Here is a 23,717-nt window from a genome sequence, read left to right as displayed (position 1 = left end):
ATTTAAACCGTGTTTTTGACGATTTTAGGGAGTGAACTCAGAATTTCCTCGCTGGCGCCATCCTCAAACTGTTTGAAATTGAGAATAAATGCCATCGCAAGCTCCTGTGCTTTTCCATCATATTTTAGAGGATCAGCCCATGTATTTTTAGGGTTTAAGATCTCAGAAGGCACATTTGGACAGCTTTCAGGCATGCGCAGACCAAATACAGGATGAATTTCGCAGGCCACCCGATCCAGCTCGCCGTCCAGTGCCGCAGTGATCATCGCCCTGGTATAGGCCAGTTTCATTCTTTGCCCCGTACCATAGGCACCTCCGCTCCAGCCAGTATTAACTAACCACACATTTACCTGATTCTCTTCCATTTTTTTTCCAAGAAGCTCCGCGTATTTTGTCGGATGAAGTGGAAGAAATGCTTTCCCAAAACATGCGGAAAAAGTAAGCTGAGGCTCTGTTACGCCAGTTTCTGTACCAGCTACCTTGGCTGTATAACCGGATATAAAATGAAACATCGCCTGTCCTTTATTCAGTTTTGAAATCGGTGGCAGCACTCCGGACGCATCTGCTGTCAAAAAGAAAATATTCTTTGGATTTCCTGCCCGGGAAGGAAGGATTGCATTATCTATATAGTTTATCGGATAGGCCACCCGGGTGTTTTCTGTCTTAATAATATTACTATAATCCACTTCTCTGGTGCCAGGAAAATAGTTGATATTTTCTAAAAGTGCACCGAAACGAACGGCTGCATGAATCTGAGGTTCCTTTTCAGCAGTCAGATCTACACACTTCGCGTAACAGCCGCCTTCAAAATTAAAAACGGCATCTTCGCCCCAACCATGTTCATCGTCACCGATCAGGCCTCTCGCCGGATCAGCAGAGAGTGTAGTTTTACCGGTTCCGGAAAGACCAAAGAAAATAGCGGTATCGCCGGATACTCCTACGTTTGCAGAGCAATGCATAGACAGCGTATTTTTCTGTTGCGGCAGAATGAAATTCAGCACCGAGAATATCCCTTTTTTAATTTCTCCGGTATAGCCAGTACCTCCTATCAAAATCATTTTCCTGCTAAAGTTAAGGATCGAAAAATTCGGTTGGCGGGTGCCGTCGAGTTCCGGATCCGCAAAAAAACCAGGAGCCGCGATGATAGTCCACTCCGGTTCTGAATCCTTGTGCTGGTCCGGCCTGATAAATAAATTATGCGCAAAAAGATTTTGGTAGGCGGTTTCTGTGACCACACGTAAAGACAGACTGTACTTTTCATCGGCACAGGCGCTGGCCTCGCGGACATAATACTTTTTACCCCTCAGATAAGCACAAACTTTTTCCAGCAGCGCATCAAATTTAGCGGGTTCAAAACCAATATTGATATCCCCCCACCAGACCGTGTCACGTGTAATATCATCAAGGACAATAAATCGGTCCTTAGGTGACCTACCGGTAAATTCACCGGTATCTATTGCCAGGGCACCAGTATTGGAAAGTGTTCCCTCTCCGTTTAATAGTGCCTCTTCAATTAACTCCGGTACGCTTAACTGAAAAAGCGCATTCTCTGTGCCTAAATTTAACTCTAAAAAGTTTGTTTCGGGCAGTAAAACCTTGCTCATAAAATGAATATTTGTCTGGCAAAGCTAAAGAGTTATTTATGGATAAAACAAGCTTTACAGAAGGAAAAAATTCATTATTGTAGCATTTACACTAACGCGTAACAACCTGAAAAACAGATATTTAAAAGGCTTTTTAGCCGCCTGATTTTTTTACTTTATAGCCATCTTTTTGCAGTAGTAAAACCACTTTATCACGGAAATCTCCCTGAATAATGATCTCTCCATCCTTTGCCGCTCCTCCGACACCACATTTCGACTTGAGCATTTTCCCCAAAATTTCCAGGTCCTGCTGACTACCACGAAAACCTGTAATGAGGGTGACTGCTTTCCCTCCTCTATTTTTTTTGTCCAGCGTTACACGCAGATCCTGTAGTTTATTTGGGATTACTTCTTCGGGTATATCCTGGTCTTGTGCAGGCACAAAATCCGGATCAGTTGAATACATAATTCCGCTTAGATCACTTAATGATTTTTTATTTGGCTTCATATCCTGTCAAATTTTAAACTATGGCTTTATCTTCGGGAACAATGACTTTTAGGGATAATGGAGCTACTTTTATATGAAGTTCTGCACTCATTAATCCAGGTTCACCGTCCAGATGAATAGGCGCATCTGCCTTACGTACAATCCTGATTTCTCTGCCTTTAATAATCTCAACCATTCCAGACCGATCCGTACTTGCGTTCAGCATATGATAAGCGAGCATTGGAATTTTATAGAGCGGAAATTCCTTAATTATACAGACATCCAATAAACCGTCGGTAACCGAGGCTCGCGGAGATACGTGCGCATTATTCCCATATTGCGATGAATTCGCAATACTCACCACATAAGCCGTCCTGGTGTACAGTAGACCATCAATATACAATTCGTAAGTTTCGGGTTTATAATGGATCATTTCCTTTAGCCCCAGCTGCAGATAGGTAGAAAATCCCCTTGATTTATTCCCGGCAAAAACTGAACTTACATGGGCGTCAAACCCCATACCGGCCATATTAAAAAAGAATTTCTCATTCAGTCTTCCGGTATCGATGCGGTCTACGTGAAATTTGTTGATTAATCTGACTGCCCTTCTGGTGTTCATCGGGATTTTAAGAAATCTTGCCAGCCCGTTACCTGAACCCTGCGGAATAATTCCCAGTATTTTATCATGCTCCATGACCTTCGAAGCGACTTCATTAATAGTTCCATCGCCTCCAACCGCCACAATAACGTCAAAATTCTTTTGTACAGCCTCCTCTGCAATCTCTGCTGCATGACCTACATACTCAGTGAAACTAAAGTTAGGGTTAAACACCGTACGATCAAGCTCAGCGTCAATTTGAGCCGGAATTTTCAGCTTATCCTTCCCACCTGAAATGGGATTTATGATAAATAATATATTCGATTTTGCCAAGGGAATGAGGTTCTTAAGTCTACAAAATAATTGATATTTTTTGACTAATTTGAATATATATAGTAATTTTGCGCATCAAAGGTGGACTGATTTGCGATGTTATCTAATACATAACGGGATTGCAACCACGTAAAAAAAAGTGCTAACCATTCATACACTTCCTTTTACTGCCTGTTATCAGGGTCATATTCCATTTTTAAAGAATTATTAATTCATAAAAATTAATCATTAAAAATGTCATATTTATTTACGTCAGAATCTGTTTCTGAAGGTCATCCGGATAAAGTTGCGGATCAAATATCGGACGCACTCATAGATAATTTTTTAGCTTTCGACCCGGAGTCAAAGGTAGCTTGTGAAACATTGGTCACAACCGGACAGGTATTTCTTGCCGGCGAAGTGAAATCAAAAGCTTATCTCGATGTCCAGAAGATTGCAAGGGAAGTGATCAGTAAAATAGGTTACACAAAAGGTGAATACATGTTTGACAGTAACTCCTGCAGTGTCCTTTCCGCAATCCATGAGCAGTCACCTGATATTAATCAGGGGGTAGATAAAGCAGACAAAACAACGCAGGGTGCCGGTGATCAGGGAATGATGTTTGGCTATGCAACCAGAGAAACAGAAAATTATATGCCGCTTGCTTTAGACCTTGCGCATAAGATTCTAATTGAATTGGCTGCAATCCGCAGAGAAAACACCGAAATCACTTATCTCAGACCTGATGCAAAATCACAGGTGACTCTGGAATATAACGATAACAACGAACCAGTAAGAATTGATTCGATCGTTGTCTCCACTCAACATGATGATTTCGATGAGGAGTTTGCTATGCTGGCAAAAATCAAGGAGGATATGATTAATATTTTGATTCCACGTGTATCAAGCCAATATCCTCAATTCAGCAAACTTTTTAATAAGGATATTAAATATCATATTAATCCTACCGGTAAATTTGTAATCGGCGGTCCTCATGGAGATACTGGTTTGACGGGAAGAAAAATCATTGTTGATACTTACGGCGGTAAAGGCGCACATGGTGGTGGTGCATTTTCTGGTAAAGACCCATCTAAAGTAGACCGTTCTGCTGCTTATGCAACCAGACATATTGCTAAAAACCTTGTTGCAGCTGGTATTGCTGACGAAGTTTTGGTACAGGTTTCTTATGCAATCGGTGTAGCACAGCCCATGGCTATCTACGTAAATACCTATGGCACTGCTAAAGTAAAAGATGCCGCAGGACAAGTACTAACGGACGGAGAGATTGCCAAAAAAGTTGAAAAGCTTTTTGACATGACTCCTTACGGTATCGAAACCAGGCTTAAACTGCGTAACCCGATTTATTCAGAAACAGCTGCTTACGGGCATTTTGGTAAAGAAAATGAAATCGTCAAAAAAGTATTTAAGGCATCTAACGGCACAGAGAAAGAAGTCGAGGTGGAATTATTCACCTGGGAGAAACTTGATTATATCGATGCGCTGAAAACAGCTTTCAGTTTATAATACTTCGGAATTTATGCCCGTTAATTTAAATGGGCACTCCATATCCCTTTTGATAAAGCTTAAAAAACCCGGATTTATTCCGGGTTTTTTTATGCGATAAATAAAACCATAACCCAAAAACGGTTGTTAAACATGAAAACAATTTTTATTATGGAACAGCCAGTAGAAATGAATACCCTTAGCCAGATTTTGGAAAAATTAAGGCAAAAAGGTTTAGACAACGAAATCAAAATGACCGACCATGGCAAGATGCAGGGAGTGGGTTTGAATAAAATTTATAAACCAGAAGATCTGACCATCATAAAAACATATCGTTTTGAGGGTGACTCAGACCCGGGAGATAATTCGGTACTTTATCTGCTGGAAGACAATGAAGGACAGATCGGATATATCATTGATGCCTACGGCATGTACAGTTCACATGAAGGAACTGGTTTTGATGATTTTCTTAAAAAAATCCCTACTGCAGACAGAGATATGCAGGAGTTATTTAAATAGAAAAACAAATGGTAAAGGGATTGGGGCGCTTTAAAAGCGCCCTTTTTTTATGCTTTTTTTATACCTTTATAATCTTCATTTCCCTCAGGATATCCATTCTGATCCTGGTTTGATTTCGCCTTACTGGCAAGTCATCATCCCTTCAACAAATACATTTTAACACGATTATTTAACTAATAACTCGGGTCAACCATGGGTAAACCCCACGTTTTTTCGGGTCAACTATACCCCTCACCCGAACAAGACTCTAACAAGACTCTAACAAAACCTTGCCAGTGATGTCAAAAAAATTAGATTAAAGTCTTGATCGGGGATGGTGTTACTAAAAACACAAATTCTCACCGGTTAAATACCATTTCACATACTCGTGTGGGTTATTTGTGGGTTACTATGGGTGTGATGTGGGCTCGTGTGGGATTTTGCATAACAACAGTAACAGCTCACCCGGGCAAAACCCGAGCAAAACTCAAACAGGATATTGCTGAATCCGGATTAGGACGGCTCATAGAAATTTTCTTGTGAATGTTACATTCAAACCTTTGTGTGAAAAATACACAGTCTTATTTTTAATTATTCTAAATAAAACATAATTTCGCCGCTTTAATTTTCACACATCATATGAAAAAACAGCTACTATTAATCTTTCTTTTAACTTTTTCCTTCTTTGCAGAAGCGCAAACGGGCAACCGGTTGTCCGGAAGAATCTTTAATGACACAGATGAGATCCTTGCAGGTGCAACTATACAATTGGAAAACACGAGCTACCGTACCAGCACGAATTCCGACGGCACATTTGAATTGCTCCAGGTGAAGCCCGGCAAGTACACTTTAATCGTCTCTGTGGTGGGCTATCAAACTCAAAAAAAAGCAATACAGATAGAAACCAACGATCTGATTGTCAATATGCATTTAAAGGCAGTTAACGAAAGTTTACAAACTGTAGAAATTACAGGAAGGGTAGAAAAAAACTATAAAACCAGCGTAAGCTTCGGGGGAACGAAAACTGCAACAGCTATCAAAGATGTCCCGCAATCTATCCAATATGTGAGTAAAGAACTTATGCAGGATCAGGGTGCGGTGCGCATGACAGACATCGTGAAAAATGTCAGCGGTGTAAATCAATATACCTTTTATGACGATGTCTCTATCCGCGGATTCCGTAATCAGGGTGGCGTGGGAAGCAATAGTTCGAATCAGCTGTTAAATGGACTGCGCACTTTCAATGGCTTCTGGAGACAGAATTTATTGAATTACCTGGAACGCGTGGAAGTGATTAAAGGCCCGGCATCAGCACTTTTCGGAAATGCCAATCCCGGAGGAACCATCAATAAGGTTACCAAAAAGCCACTGGAAAACGACAGAAAATCGATCAGCTTTCAAACAGGAAGCAATAATACGGTTCGCGCAAATACCGATTTTACCGGTCCCATGAATAAAGATAAAAGTTTATTATACCGCTTAAACCTCGGCTATGAAAATGCAAATTCATTCCGCGATCTGCTTTTTGATAAAAATGTTATTATTGCGCCATCCCTCTCCTACCTCCCTTCTGAAAAGACCAGAATTAACCTGGACGCGGTTTATAATAAATCTAACAGCCGACTGGACCGCGGTCAGTCAATATTTGGTTCGACAGATCTTTATTCCACGCCTATTTCGCTAAACGTAGCAGATATCAATGACTATTTGAATGAGGAAACTTATATGCTGACAGCGTCCTTAACGCACCAAATCAGCAAAAAAGTATCTTTTAATACTTCCTATTTGAGAACCGGTTACCGCCAGGATCTGTTTGAACACAGAAGCACTGCCTTTGCCGTAGACAAAAAAGGGAAAGAGATTCAGGAACTTGCTTTCAGGAGGGCCAGTATGAGACATAATGAACAGTTTAGTGATAGTTTCACCGGTTATATCAATGCAGATATCAATACCGGAAAGGTTAAACATCAGCTTGTGGTTGGCTATGATTATAATAAAAGTCTGATTCCTCAGGGTTCATCTCAGCAGGATGCAACTGGTTACCGGTTGCTTGACGGAACAATTGCTTCCAGATATGTGGCGAAAGACTCCACTAAATATCAGTTTTACAACTACAAAGGCAAAATGATTCCCAAACCAAATGTATCTTCTTTTGACCTGAGCGCCAATAAACACTCCCTGCAAGATATTAACGGATACGTTTATGAGGCGAACAATACAGACGTAGTCGTACCATTTCAGTCTCAGCAACACAGTATGTATGTTCAGGATCAGATTTCGATTAACCGGCTGAAAGTATTATTGGGTCTGAGATATGATGTATTTCTTTCCGATCTGGGTTATCTGACGCCAAATGTATCCCGCATAAGACAACATGCACTACTGCCAAGAATTGGCGCTACCTATGAGGTTAATGCGAATATCAATGCTTACGCAACCTACACAACTGGTTATAGCCCACAAAACGCCAGCAGCCAGAACGCGCTGGCAGGTGGCCCTTTTGATCCTATGGAGAGCTATTTAATGGAGGCTGGGCTGAAAACTGACTGGTTTGGCGGCAGGTTAAGCGCAACGGCTTCAGTTTACAAAATCCAACAAAAAAATGCACTGTATAATGCATTAGATCCGGATAATCCTGACAAAATGATTCAGATTGGAAAAGACATTTCTAAAGGTATCGAGTTTGACATTGTGGGTAATGTTTCCCCGAGCCTGAGTATCATAGCTACTTATGCCTATAACAATGCTGTACTGCGGGGTGCACAGGGCGGCGCCGATAGTCTTTACAATAACCAGCAAAAGCCCAATGCGCCAAAAAATCAGGGTAGTCTCTGGGCTAAATATATGTTCACAGGTCGTTTGCTGAATGGGCTTGGGTTTGGAGCAGGTGCGTATTACGTAGGTGACCGTACTTTCGGCTTCCAGGGACAGAAAAACATATTACCGAGTAAAGGACCATCTTATTTACTGCTGAACGCAGCTATGTATTACAGATTAGACCGTGCACAGATTCAGGTTAATCTGAACAATTTAACTAACAAAACCCATTGGGTTGGCGGTTATGATAGCTCCAGACTATATCCCGGAGCTCCGCGGAATCTGTTAACCACCATTACTTACGACTTTTAGTTTGAAAGAATAAAACTTAAATAATAAATTATGAAGAAGACATTAACCTTACTCATTGTATTATTAACCTTCAGCGTGGCGCATGCACAGAAAAAAGCCTCAAAAGGGAGCATATATTATGTTTTACGCATGGATTACCGTGACCGTCCTGTAGACGAATTAGTAAAAAAAAGACTCGATTCGCTGGGTTATCAGGTTACTCTTGCCGACCAGTCAGAACCGGTCAGTAAAGCGAAAGGATATGACCTGATTATCATCTCGTCTACTGTGAGTTCTCAGGATTTTGGAGGTGCATATAAAGACCTGCCTATCCCGCTGCTAACCTGGGAAAATGATATCCTGGATGATCTGCGTTTCACCGGAAAACATAAAGGTGTAGATTTTGGAGAGGTAGAAAAAGAACATTATATCTATATAGTTAATGCTCCGCATCCGCTTGCTGCAGGGCTGGAACCGGGTATTAACTCGGTTTACAGGAAAGATCAACCGATGGGCTGGGGGAAACCCGGGTTAGGAGCAGCTACAATTGCTACCATGCCAGGCCAGCCTGATAAAGCAATTATATTCGGGTATGAAAAAGGTGCAACAATGGATTATGATTTCATTGCACCAGCCAGAAGGACTATGCTGTTTTTGGATAACACAACGTTCCCTTTACTCAAAGAGAATGGTTTGAAATTATTTGATGCAGCAGTAAGCTGGACAAAAACAAAAAAGGCTTTATAATGATGAATTTATCATTATAAAGCCTACTTTAAAAGCGATGTTTTTTCTTATTTTTTTACATCTTCCTGACTAATGTTTAACAGGTCATCACCATTGTTTGTATTACTGAGGTTTAATTTTGAACCTATTTTTTTAGCTGCCTCCCAATTTTCTTTAACTGCCGGCAGGGCCTGTGCCGCAAATGAACGTAAGTCTGCGTTATTCAATTTTGCACCGTCTGTATAAAGTGCCACTGCATCTGCCTGTGTTTTAATCTGCATTTTCAGATACTGGACATCCAGCGCGCGTCCGCTTAGATTTTTTAAATCGTCTACCTGTTTCTGCTGCACTTCAGACAACAGTGCAGGCCCTTCCATACCTTTTCCACTAGCGATTTTAGTCACATCCATATTAATTTTAGCATATTCCTTTTTTAACCGGTCAGCCAGGCCTTTGATTTCCTGGTTTTGAGATTTCTGAACAACCACTGCCGCCGCTGCCTCTTCCAATAAGCTGGAAGACGCTGCATTCAGCACAAATTTCTTTTCGTCACCATTCATTGACACGTCGGCTGTAGCGGCCTGAGCTCTGTCAGTTGTGTCGGCGGTACTAGCAACGACAGCAGATTTTGCAGTTTCACTCTCATCACGATCTTTTCTATCTGGTGAACTGCAGGACTGCATGATTAATAAAGCCATTGGAATCAGTAAAAAGTATGTTTCTCTTTTCATCTTTATTGTAGTTAAGGTTGATATTCATTTCTTACGGACAAGCGCTAAAGCGCTCTTGATCAGCCGCCAATGCTTTTTTAACATTCAGAACGCCGAATTGTTTAAAATGCCGCCGGACGTTTCTCAGAAAAATTTGGATATCTCGATTAAGCATCGTAATATTGCGATATACATTATGGGACTTACAAAAACTGAAATATTTACCGCAGAGCAAAACCAGCTGGCTACATTATTAAAAGCTATGGCCCACCCTGCCCGGATTGCGATCCTGCAGAGGATTCTAAAATCAGACACCTGTATCTGCGGCGACCTTGTAGAAGAACTTGGACTCGCACAGGCAACCATATCCCAGCATTTGAAAGAATTAAAAAATGCAGGAATTATCCAGGGTACGATTGAAGGCGTCAGTGTTTGCTATTGTATCCATCCGGAAAACTGGAAAACTATGGAAAATCTCATCGGAGGATTTCTGAATTCTTATAAAGGAATAGACAGTTGCTGCTAAAGCCTTTTTTTTATTTAAATCAATCGTTAAATTGCAATATTATGAACAATCAAAATCAAATGACCTGGGGGAACTTCAAATCAACATTGCAAAAAAATCCTGATTTGCATCTGCAGTTCCGGTATGCCGGGGAGAACTTGGCTAAACCTTCTTATCATATTACCGAAATTAAACAGGCTCCGATTGTTTCGGTGGATTGTGGGGGTAATCCCGACGCCATCGTTAAAATAGAATTCGGAAATACCGCTTTCGAGACCCGCCAGTTGTATCCGCAGCAATTTGAAGTAGGCGGTGAAGATCTCATAATTAGTCTTTCTCCGGATTTTACACAGTGTAAAGCATTATCAAGAGGAGACACTTGTGGGCCAAAAGCAGATTCAGCTAAACCAGCTGCAAATTCGGTCCCAAAAATAGAAATGTATAATGCCGAAGGAGAAGGATCTTCCTGTGCACCTGGATCTGGTTGCTGTTAATGAAAAAGATATTAGTCCTGTGCACCGGTAACAGTTGCCGCAGCCAGTTAGCTGAAGGTTTCCTGCGTCATTTTGCAGGAGAGCGCGCCGAAATATATAGCGCAGGTATAGAGAAACATGGCGTAAACCCAAAGGCTGTGGCTGTCATGGCTGAAAGCGGAATAGATATTTCAGCACATACCTCTAATCTGCTGGATGAATACAAAGCGATTGATTTTGATTATCTGATCACAGTATGTGATCATGCCCGGGAAAGCTGCCCGTTATTCATAACCGATGCTACCAGATTCCATTTCAATTTCCCTGACCCGGCAAAAGCTACGGGAACCCCAGAGGAAATATTCGATGAGTTCAGGAACGTAAGAGATCAGATCAAAACTTATTGTGCTGATTTCGCCAAAAAGTATCTTTCCGATAATTAGGCCGGAAAGATTTTATTAAACGTAAAAAAACTAAAATGTCTGCCAATCACTGCGCACCCGCTGCCGAACGAAAAAAATTGACTCTGCTGGACCGGTATCTGACACTCTGGATCGGCCTGGCTATGGTAACAGGAATCTCCATCGGAAACTTCATTCCTTCTTCGGCAAACTATATCAATTCGTTTTCGGAAGGAACAACTAACATCCCGCTTGCAATCGGATTAATCCTTATGATGTACCCTCCACTGGCTAAAGTAAATTATAGTCAGATCGGCAGAGTGTTTAACGATACACGCGTATTGAGTGTCTCTTTGATCCTAAACTGGATTATTGGCCCGTTTCTAATGTTTTTTCTGGCTATTATTTTTCTGAGTGACTACCCTGAATATATGACCGGACTAATTCTCATCGGACTTGCCAGGTGTATTGCTATGGTAGTAGTCTGGAATGAACTGGCAGAGGGAAATAGAGAGTATGCGGCCGGACTAATTGCACTGAACAGCATTTTTCAGGTTGCTTTCTATAGTGTATTTGCCTACCTCTTCATAACTGTCCTCCCTCCTCTTTTTGGACTCAAATCGTTAAGTGTGGATATCACTGTGGCTGAAATTGCCAAAAGCACAGGAATTTATTTAGGTATTCCATTTGCACTGGGAATAATCAGCCGTAACGTACTGATCCGATGGAAAGGTATCTCCTGGTTTCAGGAAAAATTCATCCCTTTTATATCACCGGTTACGCTGATTGCACTGCTCTTTACTATTGTGGTTATGTTTAGTCTAAAGGGAAGCCTAATTGTACAGATACCTATGGACGTAGTGAGAATTGCAATCCCTATGCTCATCTATTTTACACTGATGTTTGTGATCAGTTTTTTTACGGGAAAATATTTTGGTGCAGATTATTCCAAAAGCACAGCCATCGCTTTTACCGCAACCGGTAATAACTTCGAACTTGCCATTGCTGTTGCCATCGGTGTATTCGGAATTAACTCGGGGCAGGCTTTTACAGGGGTGATCGGTCCTTTAGTAGAAGTACCTGCGCTCATTGCGCTGGTTAATCTTGCTTTTTGGTTCAGAAAGAAATATTTTTCATAAACCACATAAAACACTAATTATCAAAATCATACACCATAAAACGATCTGATTTGACAAAAAAATAGTCATAATCTTTTATTTTTTTTTGATTACCACCTTCCGGAAAGCGAGAGTTGCGCTACTAGCTGAGTATATAATCATTCTAAATAAAAATAATGCGCTATCGAAAATTTATACTCTTGTTCTTTCTTTTTGCCTTCTCAGTTCCGGTCCTGGCACAACAAAATGCAGGTATTTCCGGCCAGATCAGAGATAATGATGAGCTGATTACCGGTGCCTCTGTTTCTATCAAAGGCACACAAACAGGAACGCTATCCGATAAGGATGGAAGTTTCCAGTTGAATAATTTAAAAGCGGGCGACTACACCCTGCAGGTTTCTTTCCTGGGTTATCTCCCGGAAGTGAAACAAATTTCTTTAAAAACAGGTCAGCAGCTGGTTTTGAACTTCAAACTAAAGAAAGACGCTAAGCAGCTGAACGATGTCGCCATCAGTGCGAAAACCTCAGTCCGCAAAGTAAAGGAAACCGGTTTTGCGGTTACTTCAGTAGAACTGAAAAACTATGCCAATACAACCGCAGACCTCAATCAGGTGCTTAACCGTTCTGCCGGAGTTAAAGTCCGTGAACAAGGCGGTCTGGGATCCGATTTCAACTTTTCTATTAACGGCTTATCGGGCAGTCATATTAAATTCTTTATTGACGGTATCCCTCTTGAGTCATTCGGAAGCGGCATGACGCTAAATAATATTCCGGTTAACCTGGCCGAAAGGGTAGATATATATAAAGGAGTTGTTCCGGCGTTTTTGGGCTCAGACGCATTAGGTGGGGCGGTTAATATTATAACCAAGCGCAACAGTGGCAAATCTATAGATGCAAGTTACAGTTACGGTTCTTTTAATACGCACCGTGCAGCTTTAACTGGAAGTTTTACGGATAAAAAAACTGGTATCCATACCAACATCACCTCTTACTATAACTTTTCAGATAACAATTATACAATGTATAATAATCCTAAGGCGAATGCATTGCTTAGGGTTGTAGAGAATGGCCAGTTCGTTACCAAAGACAAACTCAATCGCTTCCATGATGGTTATGAATCTTTCATGGGTCAGATAGAATCTGGTGTATCTAATAAAAAATGGGCTGACGTTTTTGTGGCTGGTATTACGTATACATCTAATTACAAGGAAAGACAAACAGGGGCAACTCAAGAGAAAGTCATCGGTCAGATGTTTACCCGCGGACATAATATTATTCCTTCCATCCGCTACCGCAAAGAGAATCTACTTGTTACCGGATTATCAGCTAGTGTTTTTGCAAATTTCTCCGCAAATAAAACCGTGGTAACCGATACTAGTGGAAATGTATACAACTGGGATGGAACGGTACGCGAGAGACGTGTGGGAAGTGAATTATCGGGTGAAAAACCAATGATTAATCACATCACAGGACACTACGCCCTTGCACAAGTAAATTTTGGCTATGTGCTTGGAGAGAATCACCAGATTAACCTGAGTCATAACTTTAACCGCTCCTACCGCGAAAGTTATAATGAGATAGATCCTTATAACAATACTTACGACAGATCGAACAGTCTGAACAAAAACATTACCGGACTGAGTTATCAGCAACAGTTATTCGGACAGCGATTGACCACTAATTTCTTCGGAAAACGCTTCGGCCTTGATGGAACCACTTATTCTCCAGATAATGTACCGACCAGCCAAAGCAAACAATATTTCGGATATGGAATCGCGACGAATTATAAAATCGTTTCCAATCTGGGTATTAAGGCCTCTTACGAACATGCTTACCGTCTACCGGAACTGGTCGAATTGTATGGTAACAGGGAAGATATCCTGGGCAACCCGAACCTGAAACCAGAAAGCAGTAATAATTATAATCTGGGTATATACTATGACCATAAAATCGGGTCAGGTAAAATATCGGCAGAAGCTACAGGTTTTTATCGTGATGCCAATGATTATATCATTACCACACCTTCTACCTCAGGATCTGTCGGCAGTTATTCTCAATACTACAATACTGACGGGATTAAAGTTAGCGGTCTGGAGGGTGAGGTTCGCTATGAATACAACAACCTGTTTAGTGTTTTAGTGAATATGAGCTATCAGAACGCGGTAAATCGTCAGCAATATAGTGCCGGAACAGTCAGAGAAAATATAACCTACCTAAGCAGAGTTCCTAATCAACCCTGGTTATACGGAAATGCAGATTTCAGCATTGGAAAAAATGATCTGGTCGGCAAAGACACTCGCGTGCAATTTAACTGGTTTACGCAGTTCATTAACGATTATTCTGTAACCTGGTCTAAACTAGGCGATAAAAACACCAAAGATTATATTCCTAAGCAATTCATTCAAAATGCCACCTTAACGTACTCAACGCATGGCGGCAGATACAATATTTCACTGGAAGGCCGCAACCTGACTAACGTCATTGCTTATGACAATTTCAAGCTGCAAAAACCAGGAAGATCCTTCTTTATTAAACTACGTTACGCATTCAGTCAATCAAATTAATTAAATCAATAGCTTATAAATTATGTTTACTACAATTAAAAATCGAGGTTTTATCCTGGCTGCGCTACTAGCAGTCGCTGCTGGTTTCAGCTCGTGTAAAAAAAGTGATAACGGTGGCGGTGGAGAACCTGAGCCTGGTGCAAAAGGCGAATACGCTGTGTTATTTACCGTTGGTGAAAGTGATTACCTCCTGAGTGCAAACTCACTAACTGAAGGTTCTATCAGTCCAAAAGGAAGTGGTGTTGATGTAACGAATATCTTTACCTGGGGTGAGAATATCATTCAAAAGGGTAAATATTTCTACCACCTGGACCCTAATGAAGGCAAATTCGGTAAATATTTATTTGAGAATAATAAGTTAAGTACTATCAGTGAGATTCCATTCAGTTCTTTTTCCTATCCATATCTGGGCTGGCATATATGGTTGGATGCAGATCAGGTGATGTTCGGCTCAAGAGGTGGTAACAATTACGCGATTGTGAATACTTCGACCATGAAAGTGGTTAAAACAGGTGAATTCGACACTAAATCAATTCCTGCAGGACAAAGCAGAAGAATATATTCTGTAATTCCCAGAGGGAACAAACTGTTAATCGGATTTGGTTTATATGATGAGGTGAAAAAAGTAAATATCGAAAAATCATACATGGCTTCTGCGGACTTCCCTTCATTGGAAAACTTCAAAGTGACCAGTGATGACTCTCGTTCTGCTCCAATCGGCGCACTGAGAAACGGATACTTCAGTCAGTTAACTGACAAGGGTAATACCTTCATCTTAACTCATCCAATCGCATTAGGCGCTAACATGCCAAATATGCCGACAGGATTCTTTAGAGTTAAAGAAGGTAGTGACGTTATAGATCCGGGATATTTCTTCAATGTATCTGCATTAACCGGTAATGACGATCAATTAGGCGTTTGTGATCTGGGTAATGGTAAAGTGATCCTGATCAATGCACATAATGCTGCAACAAACGTCAAAGAATGGAATGACTGGTGGTACGCTGCAATGTGGCAATACATGGTGGTAGATGTGAATACACAACAAATTGTAAAAACACTGAACTTCCCGCCTTTACTGAACTCCAGATCAGCTGTTGTTCATGACGGTAAAGCTTATATCGCAGTTAATGATCCTAACGCAGATGCAATTTATCTATGGGAATACGATCCAATTGCCGATACACTTAAGAAAGGCTTAAAAGTAGAAGGTGGTAGTGATAATACTCCTATCATTTTCAAATTAAACTAAATATTATCCATTAAATGAAGACCCGTTCGCGCTGTTAACAGGCTTGAACGGGTCTTTATCTTGTCTAAACTCCCGCTCAAATGTTAAAAAAAATTAATGCATGGCTGCATCTCTGGTTAGGCCTGGCTTCCGGCATTATTGTCGTAATTCTAAGTATTACAGGTTGTGTACTTGTATTTAAACAAGAGATCCAAAGTCTTTCCTCTCCCTGGTTACATGCAGAAAAACCGGAGGGTGCAAAGGTCCTGGCTCCGTCTGTTTTGTATAAAGCGGTAGAAAAGGTGTTGCCGGAAAAAGAGATTCATTCGGTATGGTATCACGGAGAAAATAAAACTGCCCACTTCAGTCTTAATTCGGATTCTATGGTATATGTTAATCCATATACAGCCGAAGTAGTCGCAATGGTCGATCATGATGATATCTTTCATTTCATGGACGAAGGGCACAGGCATCTCTGGCTACCCGTAAAAATCGGAAGACCTATTATTGGCTGGGCTACTTTCATCTTTTTCGGATTGCTCATTACAGGGATGGTCTTATGGTGGCCAAAAAAATGGAACAAAAAAGGCCGTGAACAGAGTTTTAAAGTAAAATGGAAAGCACGTTTCAAACGGGTAAATTATGACCTGCATAACGTATTGGGTTTCTATTCCCTTACCCTCGCAGTGTTAATGGCCATTACAGGATTGATTATGTCTTTCACCTGGTTTAGTAAAAGTGTCTATTTCCTTACAGGTGGCGATACCAACAAACCAAGAAGACAGAAAATGGAAGTTTCTGCACCGTCGGTAAATTCACCGCTTTACAATGCAGACATGATCTATAAAAAGGTGACTGAAGAAATTGGACAGCATAATAAAGACCAGGTAATCGTTTATTTTGAAGAGGAAGCTGACCATCCTATTTATGCCTGTACCGACATGATTAACGGTCACTGGAGAGATCTGTATTTTGACCCGGCAACGCTCGAATTGATGACGGGCTCAGGGAAGACAATGGATGAACTGCCATTTGCTGATAAGGTCAGAAAGTTAAATTACACACTCCATGTTGGCGCATTCGGCGGAATGGTAAGTAAAACACTTTATTTTTTAGCCAGTCTGATCTGTGCGAGTCTGCCAATTACAGGTTTCTATATCTGGTGGGGCAAGAAGAAGAAATCTACCAAGAAACCGAAAACCGATACGAACCAAAATGTTATTGCATAATCTTACATTCCGATCCGGATGTTAATGATTTTAGCCAAAAAAGCCGGGTGATACCCGGCTTTTTTGGCTAAGTAGGAAAATAAATCCAACTAAAGTGGATACGCCAAATTGCACAATAATCTGAGGAAATTATATAATTTAACAGAAATTCTCCCACTAACGAGAAAAAAGGTTACCATTGCCAATTGCAGATCAAATACTTAAAAACGCAGCATAAAAGACTTATTGGTATTTGATTTATCTATTAAGCGGCGATAGTTGAATAGCTAAATAAAACATGGAGAAACTTATACCAACCTTTACAGACATAACTAGCTGGGAAATACCAGTGTACCAAAGTACGGGTGGAACAAGGAGTAAAAATATTGCTATACATCCAGAAACAGGTGATCAATATTTTTTTAAAGGCTCTAAGGAAACTGATAAAGGAGAAATTAGGTATCCACAGGAATTTTGGTCTGAAATAGTGGCGTCAAAAATCGGGCAACTATTAGGCTTCAAAATGCTAGATTACAATATAGCTTACAATAAAAATAAAAAACAAGAAATTGGCTGTCTTTCAAAATCAATGGTTGTACATTCAGATAATAAACTTACTGAGGGTGTTACATATCTAACAGGTTTCGACTCAAAATATAGACCGGATATCCTCCAACATAAGAGATTGTATACATTTCAGTTCATTTGTTCTGCTTTGCAGAGTTTTCATCTGGAGAATCACATAGAAAATCTTGTTGAGGTCATCATTTTTGATAGTATTATAGGTAATTCAGACCGTCACCAAGAAAACTGGGGAATAATCACAAATTTCAGAGGTGCAATACATACTCCTTCAGAAGAAACTAGCGTCGCATTTTTTTCAAAAACAACTACCAAGCTGGAAAAAGTAATAAATAGATTTCTTTCAAACAATTCTGATATTGGTGATAAAATTATTAAACCGCACTTAGTTGTAAAATCAGATATACTCCCAAATGAATTTGCTCCAATCTATGATAGTGGTTGTTGCTTAGGAAGGGAAAATTTGGATGAGAAAATTTTTAAATTACTAAATGACAAAAATATGCTGGATGCATATGTTAAAAAGGGTGTATCTGAGATTCATTGGGAAGGGGAAGAGAAGAAAAAAAATCATTTCAATTTAATTGAACTCATAGAGACTAAACATCGGGCTAAGGTATTATCAGTAATACTGAATATTAAAGAAAAATATAGTTTAGACGCTCTTAGACACATTATCAATCATGCGGATTCAAAACTACCGGATGATTTAAGACAATTTAAGTTAGAGGAACATCGGAAGGAATTGATGTTTAAATTGGTAACTTTGCGGCTCGAATTATTATTCAATCATATATGAAAGCAATAGGAAATATATATCTCACTTGGAGGACAGGTAGAGGTAGTAGTAGATTTCCAGTTGGTACTATTAAAAAAAGTGCCACTGGGGGTGTTCGCTTTCAATATAATAAAGAAGTAGTAGCGAAAGCACAAGTGCATGGTTTTGTTCCCTATGAGGGATTTCCAGACTTGGACAAAGTATATACCGAAAATGTTATTGATATTTTTGGCCAACGGTTAATAAGAAATGAGAGAAATGATGTTCAGGATTTTTATAAATTTTGGGGCATAGATTTAAGTTATAAGGAGGACAAATTTTATATGCTCGCGTATACTCAAGGCTTACTACCAACCGATAATTACGAGTTTTTAGCTGATTTTAACCCAATAAAAGGGTTAGGTTTCATCACTGAAATTACAGGTCTGTCTCATCATAAAATTCCGAGTGATACAATTAAAATTGGAGATAGGTTGCAGTACCAAATTGATACTAAAAACGAATTTGATAAAAATGCAGTCAAGGTCTTAACACAAGGTATTATCTTAGGCTATATAAAAACCATACATTGCAGGATTTTCAGTAAAACTAAAAGACCTTTTAATTTAACTGTTCATGGTATAGAAAAAAATGGGGTTTTAAACAGGGTCTTTCTAAAAGTCGATACATTTTAAATTAATGCTGACTATATCTCATTAGCATTAATTATCTAATCTGCCAAAGGCAGCGCAAAACAGAACCGGCTTCCTTCACCCAGCGCAGATTCTACCCAGATCCGTCCATTTTCCGCGGCAATAAAATCACGGGAAATGGCTAATCCCAGGCCTGAGCCTGATTTATTCTGTCCATCGGTCGGCACTTGAAAATACCGGTCAAAAAGGCGTTCCAGATACTGTTCTTCTATTCCTTTACCGAAATCACGTACAGAAAATTCAATTTCATGACCACTTTCGATCACCTGAATAACGACTTTGGAATTTTCTGTACTGTAACGCAATGCATTGGATAGAAAGTTCACCAGCACCCACGCCGTTTTCTCGGTATCTACGTTCACTTCAGGAAGATGGTTCCTGCTAATCAATTCCAGTTCTATCGATTTTTGTTCTGCCTGAAACCTGACGGAATCCATTGCATAAATGGCGATTTTACGCGGATCTGTCCTTACGAAATTAAGCTGCAGTTTTCCGGTTTCTACCTGCGCGAGGTTAAGCAGTTCGCTGGTGATCTTTAGCAGACGTCCGCAATCGTCCTTCATATGCTGAACCAGCTCTCCCTGTTCTGTATTCATCTGGCCTACCCGATCATCTTCCAACAATTTCAGGCTCATCTTTAAAGAGGAAATAGGCGTTTTTAATTCGTGGGATACCGTGGCGATGAAATTGGTTTTAGCTTCATCCAGTTCTTTATATCGTGTTATATTTTTAAGAATATAAACTTCGCCGGCTGCTTTTCCAGTCTGAGTGAGTACTTGCCCGGACTGATCATCTAAGTTCTGTACCATAATGACCCGACGTTCCAGCTGAAAATAGGACTCCTTATTATCAGCATAGATTTTCATTGGCTTATCGGTATTTTCAATCTGAAGAATACCCCTTAACAGATCATTTTTTTCCATAAGCGCGGCGGCATCCATTCCTACCGTTTCCTGCTGGTTCAGCTGCAATAGTTGTCCGGCCTCCTTATTCAGGAATAGAATCTCTTTTTTCTCATTCAGCCCGATAATCGCATCATGCATCTGTTCAATAATTGCTTCAATCCTGAGTTTTTCAGATTGCAACTTAGCCAGATTACTATTTTCCCAGTGGTTCAGCTGTAAAGCCATCGCATTAAATGCGTCTGCAAGTTCTGCAAACTCATCGGTACCTTTGAAATCCAGATGCTGTTTATAATTTTTTCTGCTGATTTCTTTAATTGCTTCAGAAAGCTCCCGCAGCGGATTTGCCACGAATCCGGGAAAATTCACGATAAAGGAAAACAGGATGAGAAAGCACATCGATGCGGTAAAAATCAGATAAGAAGCAGCCTGCTCCACACCACGCTGTGCTGCATCATTTTTCCGCACAATCGCGCCCATATTAAACTGGTCAATCAGTCGGAGCTGTTGTCTGGCCTGCTGCAATGCCTGCTCTTTCTCTCGCATATCTGTTAAAGGATCGGAAAGCCGCTTAAATGCATTGGTGAGTGCGAGAACTGCCTGACCTTCCCCTTTTTCAGTAACATTCTTTTGTTCCTCGGCCAAAAATGCACGGAATTTTCTGATGACAGGCTCAGGAAGTGGAAGCTGAAAATCATCGAGTATAGTACGCATCTCCCCGGTGAACCGGATACTTTTATAATTATCTTTTAAAATAACTTTCGAACTGACCGAGATCTTGTTCATATAGTACAGAGACATGCTCCCGAAGAACAGAACGACCAGGAAAAGGAACCCAAATCCAAGTCGTAATTTTGTTTTAATCTTCATTTGATTCTTTTTATAAATTAGGATAAGATCACCAGGTCTGTTTCTGTCTCTGCAATTTGCCGGAGTAACTGGTTAAATATCGATGTTTTCATCATGATCTGAAACAAGCTGAAATGCGGCCTTCCAATACAAATAGTCGTTATCTCTTTTGCTGCGGCAATGCGGGCTATTGTTGCCGTGACATCGTCGCTTTTTATTTTTAGAACTTCTGCTCCCATTTCTGTGGCCAGCTTCAAATTATTAATCAGGTGCCTTTGCAGGTCTAGCTTGATATTGTTGCCATTTTCTGCACTACGCTGCACATATAGAACCAGCCAGGGCGAGTGATAATAGGATGCCAGCCTGGCCGTCTTCCTAATAATCACTTTTGCTGTTGAATGATTCGTCGAGATGCAGGCCATAAATTTTTCCGGCCTGAGCTTAACCTGTTTTGGCACTTCAATATTAATCTTTCTTTCTAAATGATGCGCAACTTCTTTTAAGGCAAGTTCCCGAAGCTGCAAAATCCGTTCTGGCTGAAAGAAATTACGTAAAGCAGTTTCTACCTTCATGGGGTCATAGATCTTTCCAGCTTTCAGGCGGTCGATCAGTTCATCGGCTGTCAAATCTATATTGACAATTTCATCGGCCATTTCGAGAATTTTATCCGGAATTCTTTCGGTTACTGCGATTCCGGTAATCTTCTCAATCTCTTCATTCATGCTTTCCAGATGCTGAATATTGACGGCAGAAATCACGCTGATTCCAGCGTCCAGCAGATCGGCAACATCCTGCCATCGTTTAGCATTTTTACTGCCCCCGATATTGCTGTGTGCAAGCTCATCGACAATTACGAGCTCCGGATGTATATTTAAAATGGTATTCAGATCCATTTCTTCCAGCTCTTTGCCTTTGTAGAAGATCTTCCTTCTGGCTATAACAGGAATTCCTTCCAGCAGCGCATGAGTTTCGGCACGGTTATGCGTTTCGATATAGCCGATCTGGATCTGAATACCACTCTTTAGCAGGGTGTGTGCTTCCTGCAGCATTCTGTAAGTCTTTCCAACTCCTGCACTCATACCTATATAGACCTTAAACTTACCCCTTCTTGATCTTTTGACCAGTTCCAGAAAGTTTTTGACGGGCCCTGCGGTATCATCTTCTCTTTTCATCATTTAATTTAAGGATTAAACAGGTATGGGATTTAGAAGGAAACAGCCAGACTTGCTGTAATTGCTGCATTGTAATTTACGGCACGCCCCGCCCTTACAAATACAGGGTTTTTACTGTCGTATATTTTACCTTCCAGACGGAGCAGCGCATTCTTAACAGGCGCATAATCAACATTCATGGAATAACCGGTTGTGCGAAAGCCATGCAGCGTATCTGATGCAATAAAAACGCCTTTTTTATCCTGGTAATGTTCTACTCTTGCTGCCAATGCCCATTTTTCGGCAAATTTATACTGGGCGATAGCCACAGGTGAAAACACCTTGTTCTTTTTAGTGCCACCTTTTGTCTGCTGCTGGGTTCCATAATCAACACCCAATATCAGCCCTAGTTTTTCACTAAGTTGAAAAATGCCATAGAGGTTGTGATATACCCGGTTGACTCCGATAGAGTCCGCTCCCTCAGTACCTATATAATTGCTATAATTCAGGCTAATACCTGCAGTTGGTTTCCAATTTAGCTGCACACCAGCGGCAGGCTTGTTATTTCCATCTTGCCGTGTAATCCGCTGCCACCCGTTCAAATATAAAGCTGTTGCCGTAAACTTCCCGTCCGGTGTGGCATAGCTAAGTTTTGCCCCTGCCTCGTAGTAAGGGGTGTTTTCCGACGAAATATTTCTTGTTAAGACCCAGCAATCTTTAGAAATTGCGCTCTCAAATCCTATATGGGAGGAGAAAACACCTGCATCCAGCCAAAGACTTTCATTTTTACTCAGCCTGATCCCGGCATTAGCCTCCAGGATATTTTTGAGTACCCCGGTTTCTGCAGTAAGATTTGCATTGGAATAAGTACCGGCCATTAAGGCCAGGTTTGCCCGGATCTTCCCGTCGTCATAATTCCCTTTGAGATAACCAAGATTAAGGTTTACCTCCTGGTTACGGTTATGGGAATAAATAAATCCGGGCCGGTTATGATTTGCAGGTTTATTAAAATCGTAACTATAATAGGTTTCTACATATCCACTAAAGTGGATTTTCGAGTCGTCCTGTGCATAAGCGAATGAACCGGTTGTGAATAGTGCTGCTGATAATATTAATTTTTTCATGGAATACCTGATATAAGTTTTAGTGGTGCTGATTAGCGGCTGTCTGACTGAGCTCGTCGAGGGCCAGGTTAAGTTGTAATACCGAGACGGTGGAGGGCCCAAACATTCCCCAGAGTGGCCCGCTGATATGGGCAGCGACGAGTTCGGCAACTTTGCTTTCTTCCACATTTCTGTAGCTGGCAACTCTTCTAATCTGGATTATTGCCCCCTGCGGAGAAATTGCCGGGTCCAGCCCGCTTCCTGAGGCCGTAACCATATCTGCAGGTATATCGGCTTTTTTTAAACCCGGGTTATATTTCTGTAGTGTATCTATACGGTCTGCTACCAGCTTAAGGTAATCTTCATTGGAAGGGCCTTTATTGGACCCTCCGGATCCGGCAGCATTATAACCAACCGCAGACGGTCTTCCCCAGAAGTAACGCGGATCGGTAAAGGACTGACCAATCTGTACATAACCAACGACTTTTCCCTTGCTGACCACTTTTTCACCGCCTCCTCCACCTTTGCTAAACCGACCCGCAGCAGCTAATATTAATGGATATATTACGCAAAGCAGTGCCAGTAGAACAGCTGTTAAGCGAATGGATTGTAAAATGTATTTTTTCATGATTTCT

Annotated in this window: 21 protein-coding genes; 13 read left to right on the top strand and 8 right to left on the bottom strand. The window is 40.8% G+C overall.

The genetic code is table 11. The features are described 5' to 3' along the window. Window positions 1-2: 2 nt before the first annotated feature. The 3 genes from pckA to BM192_RS11720 all read right to left on the bottom strand — a co-directional run bounded on the left by pckA (window position 3) and on the right by BM192_RS11720 (window position 3,001). Window positions 3-1,604, bottom strand: coding sequence for a phosphoenolpyruvate carboxykinase (ATP) (pckA, locus tag BM192_RS11730; protein WP_037441980.1), 1,602 nt, complete (start codon window positions 1,602-1,604; stop codon window positions 3-5). Between the two features lie 133 nt (window positions 1,605-1,737). Further along, a complete protein-coding gene (locus BM192_RS11725; protein ID WP_037441984.1) occupies window positions 1,738-2,091 on the bottom strand; it encodes a translation initiation factor in 354 nt (117 codons plus the stop codon). A gap of 13 nt (window positions 2,092-2,104) precedes the next feature. After that, complete coding sequence (locus tag BM192_RS11720; protein ID WP_037441986.1) at window positions 2,105-3,001, bottom strand: diacylglycerol/lipid kinase family protein; 897 nt, start codon at window positions 2,999-3,001, stop codon at window positions 2,105-2,107. Window positions 3,002-3,235: 234 nt separating this feature from the next. On the opposite strand from BM192_RS11720, the gene metK reads away from it, so the two are divergent. From metK to BM192_RS11700, 4 genes are all read left to right on the top strand, one after another. Next, window positions 3,236-4,504 carry a methionine adenosyltransferase gene (gene metK / locus BM192_RS11715; protein ID WP_037441988.1) on the top strand — a complete coding sequence of 423 codons (1,269 nt, stop codon included), beginning with the start codon at window positions 3,236-3,238 and terminating at the stop codon, window positions 4,502-4,504. Between the two features lie 132 nt (window positions 4,505-4,636). Further along, window positions 4,637-5,002: a hypothetical protein gene (locus BM192_RS11710; RefSeq protein ID WP_234797549.1), complete on the top strand. Its 366-nt coding sequence runs from the start codon at window positions 4,637-4,639 to the stop codon at window positions 5,000-5,002. 618 nt (window positions 5,003-5,620) lie between these two features. Further along, window positions 5,621-8,110: a TonB-dependent receptor gene (locus BM192_RS11705; RefSeq protein ID WP_037441992.1), complete on the top strand. Its 2,490-nt coding sequence runs from the start codon at window positions 5,621-5,623 to the stop codon at window positions 8,108-8,110. Window positions 8,111-8,140: 30 nt separating this feature from the next. Continuing rightward, window positions 8,141-8,836 (top strand): membrane protein, encoded by a 696-nt coding sequence (locus BM192_RS11700; protein WP_037441994.1) that lies wholly within the window; start codon window positions 8,141-8,143, stop codon window positions 8,834-8,836. 47 nt (window positions 8,837-8,883) lie between these two features. On the opposite strand, the gene BM192_RS11695 is transcribed toward BM192_RS11700, so the two are convergent. Beyond that, on the bottom strand, window positions 8,884-9,546 hold the full coding sequence (locus BM192_RS11695) for a DUF4142 domain-containing protein (RefSeq protein WP_083332057.1): 663 nt from the start codon (window positions 9,544-9,546) through the stop codon (window positions 8,884-8,886). A gap of 175 nt (window positions 9,547-9,721) precedes the next feature. On the opposite strand from BM192_RS11695, the gene BM192_RS11690 reads away from it, so the two are divergent. The 9 genes from BM192_RS11690 to BM192_RS11650 all read left to right on the top strand — a co-directional run bounded on the left by BM192_RS11690 (window position 9,722) and on the right by BM192_RS11650 (window position 19,059). Beyond that, on the top strand, window positions 9,722-10,051 hold the full coding sequence (locus BM192_RS11690) for an ArsR/SmtB family transcription factor (protein ID WP_037442077.1): 330 nt from the start codon (window positions 9,722-9,724) through the stop codon (window positions 10,049-10,051). 41 nt (window positions 10,052-10,092) lie between these two features. Next, window positions 10,093-10,524, top strand: a complete 432-nt coding sequence (locus BM192_RS11685) for a DUF6428 family protein (protein ID WP_037441999.1) — start codon at window positions 10,093-10,095, stop codon at window positions 10,522-10,524. After that, window positions 10,524-10,946, top strand: a complete 423-nt coding sequence (locus BM192_RS11680; RefSeq protein ID WP_037442001.1) for an arsenate reductase ArsC — start codon at window positions 10,524-10,526, stop codon at window positions 10,944-10,946. The genes BM192_RS11685 and BM192_RS11680 overlap by 1 nt, the downstream gene beginning before the upstream one ends. 35 nt (window positions 10,947-10,981) lie before the next feature. Beyond that, complete coding sequence (arsB, locus tag BM192_RS11675; RefSeq protein WP_037442003.1) at window positions 10,982-12,043, top strand: ACR3 family arsenite efflux transporter; 1,062 nt, start codon at window positions 10,982-10,984, stop codon at window positions 12,041-12,043. A 155-nt stretch (window positions 12,044-12,198) separates the two neighbouring features. Next, window positions 12,199-14,586: a TonB-dependent receptor gene (locus tag BM192_RS11670; protein ID WP_037442005.1), complete on the top strand. Its 2,388-nt coding sequence runs from the start codon at window positions 12,199-12,201 to the stop codon at window positions 14,584-14,586. A gap of 22 nt (window positions 14,587-14,608) precedes the next feature. Beyond that, entirely contained in the window at window positions 14,609-15,838 is a 1,230-nt protein-coding gene (locus BM192_RS11665) for a DUF4374 domain-containing protein (protein ID WP_037442007.1), read from the top strand. 80 nt (window positions 15,839-15,918) lie between these two features. Further along, entirely contained in the window at window positions 15,919-17,046 is a 1,128-nt protein-coding gene (locus BM192_RS11660; RefSeq protein WP_037442009.1) for a PepSY-associated TM helix domain-containing protein, read from the top strand. A 277-nt stretch (window positions 17,047-17,323) separates the two neighbouring features. After that, window positions 17,324-18,406: a HipA domain-containing protein gene (locus tag BM192_RS11655; RefSeq protein WP_037442011.1), complete on the top strand. Its 1,083-nt coding sequence runs from the start codon at window positions 17,324-17,326 to the stop codon at window positions 18,404-18,406. Then, window positions 18,403-19,059 carry an HIRAN domain-containing protein gene (locus BM192_RS11650; protein ID WP_037442012.1) on the top strand — a complete coding sequence of 219 codons (657 nt, stop codon included), beginning with the start codon at window positions 18,403-18,405 and terminating at the stop codon, window positions 19,057-19,059. Before BM192_RS11655 ends, BM192_RS11650 begins: the two co-directional genes overlap by 4 nt. A 35-nt stretch (window positions 19,060-19,094) precedes the next feature. On the opposite strand, the gene BM192_RS11645 is transcribed toward BM192_RS11650, so the two are convergent. From BM192_RS11645 to kdpC, 4 genes are read right to left on the bottom strand one after another with little or no spacing between them, the layout of a single operon-like run. Further along, window positions 19,095-20,849, bottom strand: a complete 1,755-nt coding sequence (locus BM192_RS11645) for an ATP-binding protein (protein WP_037442015.1) — start codon at window positions 20,847-20,849, stop codon at window positions 19,095-19,097. Window positions 20,850-20,866: 17 nt separating this feature from the next. Beyond that, window positions 20,867-22,000, bottom strand: coding sequence for a sensor protein KdpD (locus BM192_RS11640; protein ID WP_037442017.1), 1,134 nt, complete (start codon window positions 21,998-22,000; stop codon window positions 20,867-20,869). 32 nt (window positions 22,001-22,032) lie between these two features. After that, window positions 22,033-23,103 carry a porin gene (locus BM192_RS11635; protein WP_037442018.1) on the bottom strand — a complete coding sequence of 357 codons (1,071 nt, stop codon included), beginning with the start codon at window positions 23,101-23,103 and terminating at the stop codon, window positions 22,033-22,035. A 19-nt stretch (window positions 23,104-23,122) separates the two neighbouring features. Next, window positions 23,123-23,710 (bottom strand): potassium-transporting ATPase subunit KdpC, encoded by a 588-nt coding sequence (kdpC, locus tag BM192_RS11630; protein WP_037442019.1) that lies wholly within the window; start codon window positions 23,708-23,710, stop codon window positions 23,123-23,125. Window positions 23,711-23,717: the final 7 nt, after the last annotated feature.

This window comes from Pedobacter antarcticus (assembly GCF_900112985.1).
Classification (GTDB): Bacteria; Bacteroidota; Bacteroidia; order Sphingobacteriales; family Sphingobacteriaceae; genus Pedobacter; species Pedobacter antarcticus.
The sequence above is the reverse complement of the archived record's forward strand: the minus strand, read 5'-3'. Positions and strand labels throughout refer to the sequence as shown.